Genomic DNA, 11,465 nt, shown 5'->3' with positions numbered 1-11,465 from the left:
TGCCGCCTCAAGGACTTCCGACGCATCGCCACCCGCTACGACAAGCTCGCCTGCACCTACGCCGCAGCCGTCTGCCTCGCCGCCATCGTCATCTGGTGGTTATGAGTCTGGACCCTAGTCCAGCGTCCGCCGGTAGCGGGCCACGGCCAGCGCCGTCACGACGCAGACGAAGGCGGTCAGCGCCAGCAGCTCGCGCCACTGGTCCTCCAGCCCCTGCCCCTTCAGCAGCGAGCCGCGCACGACGCGCAGGAAGTGGGTGACCGGGATCACCTCGCCCAGCGCCTGGGCCCAGGCCGGCATCCCCCGGAACGGGAACATGAAACCCGACAGCAGGATCGAGGGCAGGATGTAGAAGACGCTCATCTGCATCGCCTGGAGTTGCGAGCGGGCCACCGTCGAGATCAGGAAGCCCAACGCCAGGGAACCCACGATGAACAGGGTCACGCCCAGGGTGAGCCCGATCCAGCCGCCGGCCATCGGCACCTGGAACAGCACCTTCGACAGCACCAGGATCAGGGCCGTCTGGATCAGCCCCACCAGCACGTAGGGGGCGAGCTTGCCGGCCATCACCTCCAGCGGCTCCAGCGGGGTCGACAGCAGGGTCTCCATGGTGCCCCGCTCCAGCTCGCGGGTGACGCTGAGCGCCGTCATCATGACCAGCGTCAGCGAGAGGATGATGCCCAAGAGCCCCGGCACGATGTTGTAGGCGGTGACGGCCTCGGGATTGTACCGTGCGTGCACGACCACCTCGAACGGCGCCGCGCCCTGGCCGCGGGCGGCCAGCGCGCCCTTCAGGTCCTGGGCCAGCACCCGGCCGGGCAGGGCGGCCAGGGCCGCCACGGCGCCGCCGGTGGCCGAGGGGTCGGTGGCGTCGGCCTCCACCAGGATCTGGGGCTTGTCGCCGCGCGCCACGCGGCGGCTGAAGTCGCCCGGGATGGTCACGGCGAACTGCGCCTCGCCCCGGCGGATCATGGCGTCCAGCTCGGCCGGGCTGCGGGCCTGGGCCACGAAGTCGAAGTAGCGGGAGTTCTTCAGGGCCGCGACGATCGAGCGGGCGTAGCGGCTGTCCTCCTGCGCCAGCACGGCGGTCGGCAGGTGGCGCGGCTCGGTGTTGATCGCATAGCCGAAGAGGATGAGCTGGATCACCGGGATCGCCAGCATCATGGCGTAGGTGATCCGGTCGCGGGTGAGCTGCTTGAACTCCTTGACCATCACCGCGACCACACGGGACCAGGCGCCGGTCATCGCCGGCCTCCTTTCCTCTCCCGCTCTGCGGGAGAGGGGGACCGCCCGCCGAAGAGCGGGTGGTGGAGAGGGAAAGCGGCGCGCACCGCGCCTGCGGCTTTCCCTTCCCACCACGCCCTCTGCGGGGCGTGGTCTCCCCTTCCCGCGAGCGGGAAGGGAACAGGGTGCGCTTCCCTCATCGGAAGTTGTCCTCCGACCGCCCCATGAGCTGGATGAACACGTCCTCCAGCGTCGGCGGGACCTCGGTCCAGCGGTAGGGCTCGCGCCTCAGCGGGGCGATGGCGGCTTCCAGCGCGGCGCGGTCAGTCCCGCTGACGTGCAGGGCCGCCCCGAAGGGGGCCACGGTCTCGACGCCGGGCTTGCCGGCCACCTCGGGCCCCAGGCGGTCCACGCCAGGGCCCTCGCCGTGGAAGGTGACGAGCCCCGAGCCCGCCACCACCTCATCGGCCGTTCCCCGGGCGATCAGCCGGCCGTAGCTGATGTAGGCGATCTCGTGGCACCGCTCGGCCTCGTCCATGTAGTGGGTGGAGACGAGCACCGTCAGGCCCTCGGCGGCGAGCGCATGGATCTCGTCCCAGAAGGTGCGCCGCGCCTTCGGGTCCACGCCCGCCGTGGGCTCGTCCAGCAGCAGCAGGCGGGGCTCGTGCAGGGTGGCGTTGGCGAGCGCGAGGCGCTGCTTCCAGCCTCCCGACAGGGCCCCGGCGAGCTGCCCGCGCCGGGCAGCCAGCCCCAGGCGCTCCAGGGCCGCGTCCACCCGCTCGCGGCGGCGGTCGAGGCCATAGACCCGGGCCGTGAAGTCCAGGTTCTCGGCGATGGTCAGGTCCTCGTAGAGCGAGAACCTCTGGGTCATGTAGCCGGTGTGCAGCTTCACCGCGTCGGCCTCGCCGATGATGTCGTAGCCCAGGGCCGTGCCCTCGCCGGAGTCCGGCGTCAGCAGGCCGCACAGCATCCGCAAGGTCGTGGTCTTGCCCGAGCCGTTGGGGCCCAGGAAGCCGCAGATCCGGCCCTGCCCCACCTGGATGGTGACGTCCTGGACGACGTGCTTGTCGCCGAAGCTCTTGTTGAGCCCGTGGACGTCGATGGCCCAGGGCGTTTCGGGCGTCATGGAAGCGGCTCCACATCGACCGGCTGGCCGGGATTGAGCCGCACGCTGGGCCGGGCCTCCACCATATAGACCAGCCGGTCGCGGGCCTCGCGGCTGTAGATCACCGGCGGGGTGAACTCCGGCCTCGGGCTCACGTACTCGATGCGCGCGGTCAGGCCCTTGGCGCAGCCGTCGCAGGAGAACCGGACGGTCCGGCCGATGCGGTAGGCCGAAAGCTCCCGCTCGGGAACGAAGAACCGCACCTTGATCCGTTCGTCGGGCAGCAGCGACAGGATCGGCTGGTTGGCCGGCGCCCACTCCCCGGCGTGGAAGAAGATGTCCTCGACCCGGGCGGCGGCGGGCGCTGTCGGCGAGACCTCGGCGAGGCGGGCCTGCGCGCCCGTCACGGCGGCCTGAGCCTGGCTCACCCGTGCGTCGGCGGCGCGGATCTGGTCCTCGCGCGCCCCCAGGGCGGCGGCGTCCCTCTGCCGGCGCGCGGCGCGGACCTGGGCGTCGGCGGCCTGGGCGGCGGCCCGGGCGTCGTCCAGGCGGGCGGGCGCGTACCAGCCCTGGCGCACCAGGGGCTCGACCCGCCGCAGGGTCGCGCGGGCCTCGCGGGCCTGGGCCTCGGCGGCGGCGATGTTGGCCTCGTACACGGCCAGTTCCACTGGGCGCTGGCCCTTGCGCACGTCCTGCGCCTGGGCCTGGGCGGCGGCCTGTTCGGCGCTGGCCTGCTCGTACTGGCTCAGCACCTGGGCCGGATCGACGGTGAACAGGGCCTGGCCCGCCTTCACCTCCTGGCCCTTCACGACGTTCAGCGTCCGCACCGTCCCGGCCACCGGGGCGGCGAGGTAGAGGGGCTCGCCCTCGATATAGCCCGACAGCGTCCGGGCCGGCTGGAAGCGCGGGGCGAGCAGCAGGCCCGCGACGATGACCGCGGCCACGGCGATCAGGAGGGGCGGGAGCAGGCGGCGACGGGTCATGCGGCGGCCTCCGGGATCAGCATGCCGCCCATCAGGGTCTCGACGTGCTGGCGCATCAGGGCGGGGATGTCGAAGGGCGGGGCGCCCACCGGCGTGAAGGTCTCGCGCCAGATCACGCCCACCAGCAGCGGCGAGATGAGCTGGATGGCGTACATGCGGGGATCGCCGGGCTTCACCTCGCCGCGGCCTTGCGCCGCCTCGACGGCGCCGGCCACCGCGCCCAGGGCGTGGGCCACCAGCTCGTCGTGCCAGACCCGGGCGAGCTCGGGGAAGTTCCTCGCCTCGCCGATGACCATCTTCAGCACCCCGCCCAGCGGCGTGGTCTGGGCCACCTGGGCCACGTAGGCCGTCAGCGCGCTCGCCAGGTCGCGGAAGGGGCCCGGATGGCTGGCGGCGATCCCGCGCAGCAGGGTGATGTTGGGGGCGACGGCCTGCTCCACCACGGCCCGGAACAGGTCCTCCTTGGTCTCGAAGTAGAGATAGAGCGCCCCCTTGGAGACGCCGGCGCGCCGGGCGATCTCGTCCAGCCGGGCGGCGGCGAAGCCCTTCTCGGCGAACACGGCCATGGCCGCCTCGACGATCTCGCCCGGCCGGTCGGCCTTGCGCCTGCGGAACTTGGGCTCGCCGGCCTCCAGCATAGCCTCTCCTAATAACTGACCGGTCAGTTATTAGCGCATCCCGCCGCCCCGCACAACGCCGATCTCTGTCTCACTCGGACACCGCAGCGGCGGCATGCCGCATGGCCTCTGCGCAGACGGCGCCCATTTTCCGCCCCGGTCGGCGGGCAAACCGCTGAACCGCTCGTCCTCCGGGCGCGGCATCCTTAAAGAGCACAAGCCCCTCGAAGCCCGGCGGCAGTCCGGGCTGAGGCGGCGCATCGGTGACAAGGGGTCTTCGAAGAATGACGCAGGCGTTCCGTGCGCGCATTTCCGAACTGGCTCACAGGTTCCTGGCCTCGGACCATTCTCTGCGCCTGAGCGGCCTTCACTTCCGGGGCGAATGGTCGAGGGACCGGGCCCTGCAGGCCGTGGTGGCGGCGACCCTCGTCGTCTCGGGCGCGGCGGCGGCGGCGCCGCTCGGCGCCGTGGAGGCGCCCCGGGCCGTCTTCACCTCCATGCAGCGGGCGGTGACCCAGGTCGCCCCCGCCCCGATCGAGTACCGGCTGGTCTGGGAAGGCGCCGACGTGGACGGCGACGGCAAGGCCGACTTCGCCAATCCCACCGGCCAGGAGCCCCGCACCGAGGACGCCTACGGCTCGGGGGCCTTCGGGGCCTCCCGCGACGGCGGCGTGCGCCGGCACGAGGGCGTCGACTTCCGCGCCGCCGCCGGTCAGAGCGTCGTGGCCCCCATCTCGGGCTACGTCACCAGGATCGGCTACGCCTACGCCGGCGACGACGACCTGAAGTTCGTCGAGATTACAAACCCCGCCCTGCGCCTCGAGGCCCGGGCCTTCTACGTCGATCCGCATGTCGAGGTCGGCGACACGGTCTACGTCGGCCAGCCGATCGGCCGGGTCCATTCCCTGCAGCGGAAGTATCCAGGCGGCATGACCGACCACGTGCACCTCGAGGTGGTCGACCGCCGGGGCCGGCGCATCGACGCCACGAACGTCATCACCGCGGAATACGTCCCCGCCACGCGTGTCGCCGCCGCCGACTGATCGCCCGCGTTGACAGCGGGGACTACAGGCGTAATCTCACCCTCATGTTGCGGATCTCACCCGCCGAGAGCCAGATCATGGCCGCCCTCTGGGAGAAGGGACCGATGACGGCCGACGAACTGGTCCGCAAGGTCGGCGAGCCCCAGCAGTGGGGCGAGGCCACCGTCAAGACGCTGATCAACCGGCTCCTGAAAAAGAAGGCCCTGGCTTCGGAGCGGTCCGAGGGCCGCACCCGCTACCGGCCGCTGGTCTCGCGGGAAGCCTATGTGACGGCCGAGAGCCAGGGGCTGCTCGACCGCCTGTTCTCCGGTCAGGTCGCGCCGCTGGTGGCGCATTTCGCCGAGCACCGCTCCCTCTCGCCCGAGGACGTGGCCCGGCTGAAGCGCCTGATCGCGGAGCTGGAAGATGACGGCGGCTGACCTCCTGGAAGCCCTGGCCCGCGCCAACCTGGCGGGCTCGGCGGTGCTCCTGCTGGTCCTGGCCCTGCGCGGCCCCGCGCGACGACTTTTCGGCCCCGAAGCCGCCTACGGCCTGTGGGCCGCCCCCGTTGGCGCGGCCCTCCTCAGCCTGGCTCCCTGGCCGTTCGGGACGCCGTGGCCCGGCGCCGAGCGCATGACGCTGCGGCCGCTGGTCGAGCAGGCGGGCGGATGGCCGACGGCCCTGGCCTTCCTCTGGTTCTTCGGCGCGGCCCTGGGCCTTTTCCTGGCCGCGCGGGCGCAGGCCGCCTTCGAGCGCGACGCCCAGGCGGGCCGCGCGGGACCCGCCGTCTGCGGCGTCATCTCCCCGCGCGTGGTGATGCCCGCCCGCGATCCCTATTCAGACGACGAGCGGACCCTGATCCGGGCGCACGAGCGCGAGCACGTCGCCCGCGGCGATCCCAAGGCCAACGCCTTGGCCGCCGCCTTCCAGGTGCTGTTCTGGTTCAATCCCCTGGTCCACGTGGGCGCGCGCGCCATGCGGCTCGACCAGGAACTGGCCTGCGACGCGGCCACCCTGCGCCGCTTCCCGAAGGCCCGGCGGCTCTACGCCGAGGCGCTGCTCAAGACCGAACTGGCCCACACGCCCCTGCCGTTCGGCTGCCGCTGGCCGGCCGCTGCACGCCATCCGCTGGAGGTCCGCCTCGCCGCCCTGAAGGGACGCGCGCGGTCGGGCGCGGCGGGCGGCTTCGCCGCGCTCGCCTTCACGCTGGCCGCCAGCGGCTTCATGTGGGCCGCCAAGCCCGCGGTGCCCGAGCCGCCGGAACGGCCCTGGCCCGAGATCCCCGGGCCTACGATGGAAGTGCTGCTGCTGGACAAGGCGCCGGGCGAGGCCGCCGGTTAACGGCGCGGACGCGATCGCCGGAACGCGGGCGAAACGAACCGTGTCCGAATCACTGACTCGCAGCGATTCAGCCTTTGTTCCCTACGAGATATGGTGGCTGACTCGGCCGTGGGGCACAACGGCGGCCGCCGGAACGGCGAAGAAGGCCCGCTTCGCGCCCGCCTCGCCTTGACGCGCGGCGGCGCCTTCCTCTATATCGCGCGCTCCTCGCGTGGGCCCTGGGCCCGCACGTCCCTCTGTTTCTTCCTCGCGAAGGTTTCGCCATGTCGCGTCGCTGCGAACTCACCGGTGTCGGCCCGATGGTCGGCCACAACGTGAGCCACTCGAACATCAAGACCAAGCGCCGGTTCATGCCGAACCTGAACGCCGTGACCGTCCAGTCGGAAGCGCTGGGCCAGAACGTCACCCTGCGCATCACCAACGCCGCGCTGCGGACCGTGGACGCCAAGGGCGGCCTGGACGCCGTGCTGCTGAAGGCCCGCGACGAAGTGCTGTCGCCCAAGGCCCTGAAGATCAAGCGCCAGATCAAGGCGAAGCTGGCCGAGCAGGCCGCCTAAGCCTTCGACACAAGCTGTCGTTCCGGAAAGGCCGTCCCTCGGGGCGGCCTTTTCATTTGGGCGCCTGCCAATCGAAGGCCAGCAGGAGGGTCCGCTGGCCGGTGGGCTTGCCCTCGTAGAAGCCGAAGTTGTCGTCGGCGATCAGGTAGAAGCGCACGCCGCCGCCGGCTCGCGGGACCGCGGCCAGGCCCTCCAGGTTGTCCACGGTCAGCGGCCGCTCGATCTGCAGCGAATCGAGCGTGCGGCCGGCCCGGTCCACGACGCGCAGGCGGATCACGTTGCCGCGCAGGGGCGAGAAGGACCGGAAGAGGTAGGCCCGCCCGCCGTCCGACAGGTTGTCCATGGCCACCAGTTCCGACCCCTCCAGGTCCACGCGGCCGTCCGGCGCGCAGCGGGCCGAGAGCCGGCAGACGAAGATGAGGCCGCTGTCCTCCAGGCCCACCCGATAGGCGTCCGGCGCCACGTCGGGGGCGGCGGCGAGCGCCTCCATGCCCTTGTTGTGGGTGAAGGCGGTCTGGGGCAGGGGCGCGCGCCGGGGCGGGCCGCCGCCGGCCGGGTAGGCCAGCACCCGGTCGTGCTGTTCGAAGCTGACCACCAGGGTCCCGTCGGCCAGACGCACGACGCCCTCGGAATCGTATTCCTCCTGGCCGCCGGCGTAGAGGTCCGCGCCGGCCTCGTCCTTCAGCGCCGAGAGCCGCGCGTCGGCCAGGCCCGCCAGCCGGCCCGCGGCGTCCAGCACGATGCGCGCCTCCAGCAGGTCGGACTGGTCGCTGGCCGCCAGAAGGCGGCCGTCCGCCGTGACCTTGAGGTCCGAGAGGCCGTGCAGGCGCGCGGTCTGGGCCGAGGTGATGACCACGCCGCCCGCGTAGGCGAAGTTCCCGATCCGCTCCCGGGCCGGGTCGCGCGGGTCCATGGGCACGGGCTCGGCGTCGATCGTGACCGCCGCGCCGTGCGGCACGGGGGCGGGGGGCAGGCGCGGCGGGGCCTGAAGGCACCCCGCCAGGACGGCGGCGAGAAGCAGTCCGCCCAGACGCCCCCCATGACGCCTCACGCGGTGGCTCTCCGCACTTCCTTGAAGGTCGAGCGCCGGGCGGGGCCGCCCTGCGGGCCCTGGGCGGTCGGCGGCGGCTGCAAGAGGCCGGCGGTCTTGCGGGTCAGCGCCCGGGGTTCCTCCTCGAACAGCTCGGCCAGTTGCTCGACCATGGCCCCGGCCAGTTGCTCCACGTCCACGATGGTCACGGCGCGGCGGTAGTAGCGGGTCACGTCGTGGCCGATGCCGATGGCGATGAGCTGCACCGGGCTCTTGGTCTCGATCTCCTCGATCACCTCGCGCAGGTGGCGCTCCAGGTAGTGGCCCGAGTTCACCGACAGGGTGGAATCGTCCACCGGCGCGCCGTCCGAGATGACCACCAGGATGCGCCGCTGCTCGGGCCGGCCGATCAGCCGCTGATGGGCCCACATCAGGGCCTCGCCGTCGATGTTCTCCTTGAGCAGCCCCTCGCGCATCATCAGGCCGAGGTTGCGCCGGGCCCGGCGCCAGGGGGCGTCGGCAGCCTTGTAGATGATGTGGCGCAGGTCGTTCAGGCGGCCGGGCTGGGCGGGCTTGCCGGCCTTCAGCCAGTCCTCGCGCGAGTTGCCGCCCTTCCAGGCCCGGGTGGTGAAGCCCAGGATCTCGGTCTTCACGCCGCAGCGTTCCAGGGTGCGCGCCAGGATGTCGGCGCAGACCGCCGCCACCATGATCGGCCGCCCGCGCATCGAGCCCGAATTGTCGATCAGGATGGTGACGACCGTGTCGCGGAACTCCGTGTCGTCCTCCTGCTTGAAGGAGAGCGGCGCGGTGGGGTCGATGATGACGCGGGTCAGCCGCGCCACGTCGAGGACGCCTTCCTCCAGGTCGAACGTCCAGGAGCGGTTCTGCTGGGCCAGCAGCTTGCGCTGCAGCCGGTTGGCGAGACGGGAGACCACGTTCGACACCGAGGCGAGCTGCTGGTCGAGGTAGGCGCGCAGCCTCGTCAGCTCCTCGGCGTCGCACAGCTCCTCGGCGGCGACGATCTCGTCGTGCTCGGTGGTGAAGACCTTGTAGGTGACCGCCCGGTTGTCGCCCGAGGCGTCGGGGCGCGCCGGCTGGTCGCCCTCGCCCATCTCGGGGGGCTCCTCGGCGTCCTCGGCGTTCTCGTCCTGCTCGGCCGCCATCATCTGGCTGTCGGCGTCCTCGGACTCGCGCTCTGAGGTCTCGTCCTCGTCCATGGCGGACTGCTGCGGGCTCTGGCTCTCGCCGTCGCCTTCGTCCTGGTCCTCGGAGGTCTCGGGCTCGCCCTCCTCGCCGCCGTCGTCCTCCTGCTCGTCCTGCTCGGTGGCGTCCGACATGTCGTCGCCCATGGAGAGGTCGCGGATGATCGTGCGGGCGATCTTGGCGAAGGCCTGCTGGTCGTCCATGGCCGCGCCCAGCCGGTCGAGGTCGGCCCCGGCCTTGGCCTCGACGTCGGCCCGGAACAGGTCCACCAGCGGCTTGGCGGCGGGCGGCGGCGGCTGGCCGGTCATGCGCTCGCGGGCCAGGAGGGCCACCACCTCGGCCATCGGCGGGTTGGCCATCGCCTCGGCCTCGTTGAAAAGCCGGCGCGACCAGGCCTGGTCCATCACGGCGTTCAGGTTCTCGCGCACCCCGCCCATGGCGTTGGAGCCGATGGCCTCGATGCGGGCCTGCTCCAGGCTGTCGTAGATCGGCTGGCCCTGGGCGGAATGGGGCCTAGTGCGCGAATGGGTCGCCGCGTCGTGGTGGGCGATCTTCAGCGCCATCTGGTCGGCCAGGCCCCGGATGCGGGCGGCGTCCTGGGGCGTCAGGTCGCGCGGCGGGTGCGGCAGGACGGCCCGGTTGCCCGAGAGCTGTGGACCCTCGCCGGAATAGACGATCTCCAGGTCCGGGGTCTCGGCGAGCGAACGGGCGGCGTGCGCCAGGGCGCGCTTGAACGGCTCCAGGGGGCTTTCAGGGGTCTTCGCCATCGTCTCCGTCTTAGATCAGGGCTGACCCGACGGGAAACAAGGAAGTGGGGCGCGCGCCCGGGAACATCCACGGCCAAGCCGTGTTCATCCAGCGGGCCGCGTGGTGGCCCGGTTCCTGAGGAGAGGGCGCATGCTGAAGTGGGCTCTGATCTTCGCGATCGTCGCCATCGTGGCGGCGGCCCTGGGCTTCGGCGGCATCGCCGGGGCCGCGGCCGGCATCGCGAAATTCCTGTTCTTCCTGTTCGTGATCGGTTTCGTGATCTTCCTGGTCCTCGGCCTGATGGCCGGACGCAAGCTCACACGCTGATCCCCGGAGAGCCGGAGAAAGAGCGCCCGTCCTCCCGCCGGAGGACGGGCGTTTCCGTTACTTGCGGGCGAGGTAGGCCTTGGACTGCCGGCCCACGATGTCGACCAGGTTGCCCATGGCGATGTTGGCGTCGATCAGGTGCAGGCCCCAGTCCTTCAGGATCAGCTCGCCGGCGGTCACGTCGCCGTTGATGACGTCGGTGCGCGGGTCGGCCGGGTCGACGTTCAGCCGGGCCGACAGGTAGTTGAAGCCGTCCTTCGACACGCACTCGCCGCTGAAGAAGCCGGGCAGGGCGACGAAGGGCGTCTCGGGGTTGGGCTTGCCCTTCACCCACTCGGGCGTCCTGGCCGAGGCGTTGGCGATGTTGGCCTGGTTGGAGAGGTAGGCCTTCAGCTCTCCGCGGCCGCCGCCCAGGGCGGCGGGGTTGGTGCAGGCGGCCTCCATGCCGGGCGTCGGGACCTTGCCGAAGCGGCTCCCCGCCGGCGGCGGATCGGTCTCGCGGAAGGTGACGTAGCTGATGACGCAGCCCGTCTGGTCGGCCGAGCGGCAGAGCGGGATGGTCTTGAAGGTTCCGGTGTCCTTGCCGGTCTCGACGCCCAGGTTCGAACCCAGGATCAGGGCCGAGACGAGCTGCTTCTGGACCGGCTTGCCCTCGACCTCGGCGGGGATCAGCCGCTGGAGCACGCCCGAGCCCTGGGAATGGCCGATCAGCACCACGCCCCGGCCCTTGTTCTCGTGGGCGAGGTAGTAGTTCCAGGCGTCGACCACGTCCTGGTAGCCCACCTGGCGGGCGGCGGGGTCGGTCGCGCCCGGCAGCGGCTGGCCGGTCATCATCGAGCGCAGGGCGGCCAGGGTGAACTGCCGGTAGAGCGGGGCGTAGAGCCGGCACTTGGCCCCGAAGCGGGCGAGCTGCTGCTTCACCACGTTGAACTCGACCGGATCGGGGGTCATGTCCGAGACCACGCCGGGATCGGTGGAGACCGTCGGATAGACGTAGAAGCAGTCGATGGGGGCCTTGGGGTCGGCCTTGAACGCCTCCACCCGGCTTGAGCCGTCCGCCTCGATCACCGTCGTGCTCAGGTCGACGGCGCAGGCGTCGCCCGCCTTGCCGGGGAAGCAGAGCCAGGTCTCGGGCTTGGAATAGTCGTTGGGGGTGGTGTCGATCGTCTGCGCCTGGACGGCGGTCGAAGCCGACAGCGCCAGTCCCAGGCCGAGCGCGAGCGCGCCTGCGAGCCTCTTCATGCCATGTCCTCCCAGCAGGTTCCGATTTCGAAGATTGCGTATGATGATTGCGCGAGGCGGGCCATGC

Annotated in this window: 12 protein-coding genes and 1 pseudogene; 6 read left to right on the top strand and 7 right to left on the bottom strand. The window is 71.5% G+C overall.

Annotated features, from left to right (window positions below; genetic code table 11):
* Positions 1-105 (top strand): annotated as a pseudogene (locus ACK4TT_RS13375) (IS5/IS1182 family transposase); the annotation flags it as partial.
* Between the two features lie 9 nt (positions 106-114).
* On the opposite strand, the gene ACK4TT_RS13370 reads toward ACK4TT_RS13375, so the two are convergent.
* From ACK4TT_RS13370 to ACK4TT_RS13355, 4 genes are all read right to left on the bottom strand, one after another.
* Positions 115-1,245 carry an ABC transporter permease gene (locus ACK4TT_RS13370; RefSeq protein WP_410213191.1) on the bottom strand — a complete coding sequence of 377 codons (1,131 nt, stop codon included), beginning with the start codon at positions 1,243-1,245 and terminating at the stop codon, positions 115-117.
* A 175-nt stretch (positions 1,246-1,420) separates the two neighbouring features.
* Positions 1,421-2,350 carry an ABC transporter ATP-binding protein gene (locus ACK4TT_RS13365; RefSeq protein WP_410213190.1) on the bottom strand — a complete coding sequence of 310 codons (930 nt, stop codon included), beginning with the start codon at positions 2,348-2,350 and terminating at the stop codon, positions 1,421-1,423.
* On the bottom strand, positions 2,347-3,312 hold the full coding sequence (locus tag ACK4TT_RS13360) for an HlyD family secretion protein (RefSeq protein ID WP_410213189.1): 966 nt from the start codon (positions 3,310-3,312) through the stop codon (positions 2,347-2,349). Before ACK4TT_RS13360 ends, ACK4TT_RS13365 begins: the two co-directional genes overlap by 4 nt.
* Entirely contained in the window at positions 3,309-3,950 is a 642-nt protein-coding gene (locus tag ACK4TT_RS13355; RefSeq protein WP_410213188.1) for a TetR/AcrR family transcriptional regulator, read from the bottom strand. The genes ACK4TT_RS13360 and ACK4TT_RS13355 overlap by 4 nt, the downstream gene beginning before the upstream one ends.
* 263 nt (positions 3,951-4,213) lie before the next feature.
* On the opposite strand from ACK4TT_RS13355, the gene ACK4TT_RS13350 reads away from it, so the two are divergent.
* The 4 genes from ACK4TT_RS13350 to rpmB all read left to right on the top strand — a co-directional run bounded on the left by ACK4TT_RS13350 (position 4,214) and on the right by rpmB (position 6,849).
* Positions 4,214-4,972 (top strand): M23 family metallopeptidase, encoded by a 759-nt coding sequence (locus ACK4TT_RS13350; RefSeq protein WP_410213187.1) that lies wholly within the window; start codon positions 4,214-4,216, stop codon positions 4,970-4,972.
* Positions 4,973-5,019: 47 nt separating this feature from the next.
* Positions 5,020-5,391, top strand: coding sequence for a BlaI/MecI/CopY family transcriptional regulator (locus ACK4TT_RS13345; RefSeq protein ID WP_410213193.1), 372 nt, complete (start codon positions 5,020-5,022; stop codon positions 5,389-5,391).
* Complete coding sequence (locus ACK4TT_RS13340) at positions 5,378-6,292, top strand: M56 family metallopeptidase (protein WP_410213186.1); 915 nt, start codon at positions 5,378-5,380, stop codon at positions 6,290-6,292. The genes ACK4TT_RS13345 and ACK4TT_RS13340 overlap by 14 nt, the downstream gene beginning before the upstream one ends.
* A 263-nt stretch (positions 6,293-6,555) precedes the next feature.
* Entirely contained in the window at positions 6,556-6,849 is a 294-nt protein-coding gene (gene rpmB / locus ACK4TT_RS13335) for a 50S ribosomal protein L28 (protein WP_410213185.1), read from the top strand.
* 52 nt (positions 6,850-6,901) lie between these two features.
* Here rpmB and ACK4TT_RS13330 read toward each other — a convergent pair whose 3' ends face one another.
* Both ACK4TT_RS13330 and cobT read right to left on the bottom strand, forming a co-directional pair.
* Positions 6,902-7,900, bottom strand: coding sequence for an esterase-like activity of phytase family protein (locus tag ACK4TT_RS13330; protein ID WP_410213184.1), 999 nt, complete (start codon positions 7,898-7,900; stop codon positions 6,902-6,904).
* The gene (gene cobT, locus ACK4TT_RS13325) at positions 7,897-9,849 is read right to left on the bottom strand and encodes a cobaltochelatase subunit CobT (protein ID WP_410213183.1); all 1,953 of its coding nucleotides are present in this window, start codon (positions 9,847-9,849) and stop codon (positions 7,897-7,899) included. Before cobT ends, ACK4TT_RS13330 begins: the two co-directional genes overlap by 4 nt.
* 130 nt (positions 9,850-9,979) lie before the next feature.
* Here cobT and ACK4TT_RS13320 point away from each other — a divergent pair, with 130 nt between their 5' ends.
* On the top strand, positions 9,980-10,156 hold the full coding sequence (locus ACK4TT_RS13320) for a DUF1328 family protein (RefSeq protein ID WP_410213182.1): 177 nt from the start codon (positions 9,980-9,982) through the stop codon (positions 10,154-10,156).
* A 57-nt stretch (positions 10,157-10,213) separates the two neighbouring features.
* On the opposite strand, the gene ACK4TT_RS13315 is transcribed toward ACK4TT_RS13320, so the two are convergent.
* Positions 10,214-11,398, bottom strand: coding sequence for a DUF3089 domain-containing protein (locus ACK4TT_RS13315; RefSeq protein ID WP_410213181.1), 1,185 nt, complete (start codon positions 11,396-11,398; stop codon positions 10,214-10,216).
* Between the last annotated feature and the right edge of the window lie 67 nt (positions 11,399-11,465).

The sequence above is a fragment of the Phenylobacterium sp. genome (assembly GCF_046463815.1).
In the GTDB taxonomy this organism is placed as follows: domain Bacteria; phylum Pseudomonadota; class Alphaproteobacteria; order Caulobacterales; family Caulobacteraceae; genus Phenylobacterium.
The sequence above is the reverse complement of the archived record's forward strand: the minus strand, read 5'-3'. Positions and strand labels throughout refer to the sequence as shown.

Excerpts from the sequence above, each read along its gene's own strand:
- ACK4TT_RS13370 (WP_410213191.1), bottom strand. The coding sequence starts at position 1,245 with ATGACCGGCGCCTGGTCCCGTGTGGTCGCGGTGATGGTCAAGGAGTTC.
- ACK4TT_RS13365 (WP_410213190.1), bottom strand. The coding sequence starts at position 2,350 with ATGACGCCCGAAACGCCCTGGGCCATCGACGTCCACGGGCTCAACAAG.
- ACK4TT_RS13360 (WP_410213189.1), bottom strand. The coding sequence starts at position 3,312 with ATGACCCGTCGCCGCCTGCTCCCGCCCCTCCTGATCGCCGTGGCCGCG.
- ACK4TT_RS13355 (WP_410213188.1), bottom strand. The coding sequence starts at position 3,950 with ATGCTGGAGGCCGGCGAGCCCAAGTTCCGCAGGCGCAAGGCCGACCGG.
- ACK4TT_RS13350 (WP_410213187.1), top strand. The coding sequence starts at position 4,214 with ATGACGCAGGCGTTCCGTGCGCGCATTTCCGAACTGGCTCACAGGTTC.
- ACK4TT_RS13340 (WP_410213186.1), top strand. The coding sequence starts at position 5,378 with ATGACGGCGGCTGACCTCCTGGAAGCCCTGGCCCGCGCCAACCTGGCG.
- rpmB (WP_410213185.1), top strand. The coding sequence starts at position 6,556 with ATGTCGCGTCGCTGCGAACTCACCGGTGTCGGCCCGATGGTCGGCCAC.
- cobT (WP_410213183.1), bottom strand. The coding sequence starts at position 9,849 with ATGGCGAAGACCCCTGAAAGCCCCCTGGAGCCGTTCAAGCGCGCCCTG.
- ACK4TT_RS13320 (WP_410213182.1), top strand. The coding sequence starts at position 9,980 with ATGCTGAAGTGGGCTCTGATCTTCGCGATCGTCGCCATCGTGGCGGCG.
- ACK4TT_RS13315 (WP_410213181.1), bottom strand. The coding sequence starts at position 11,398 with ATGAAGAGGCTCGCAGGCGCGCTCGCGCTCGGCCTGGGACTGGCGCTG.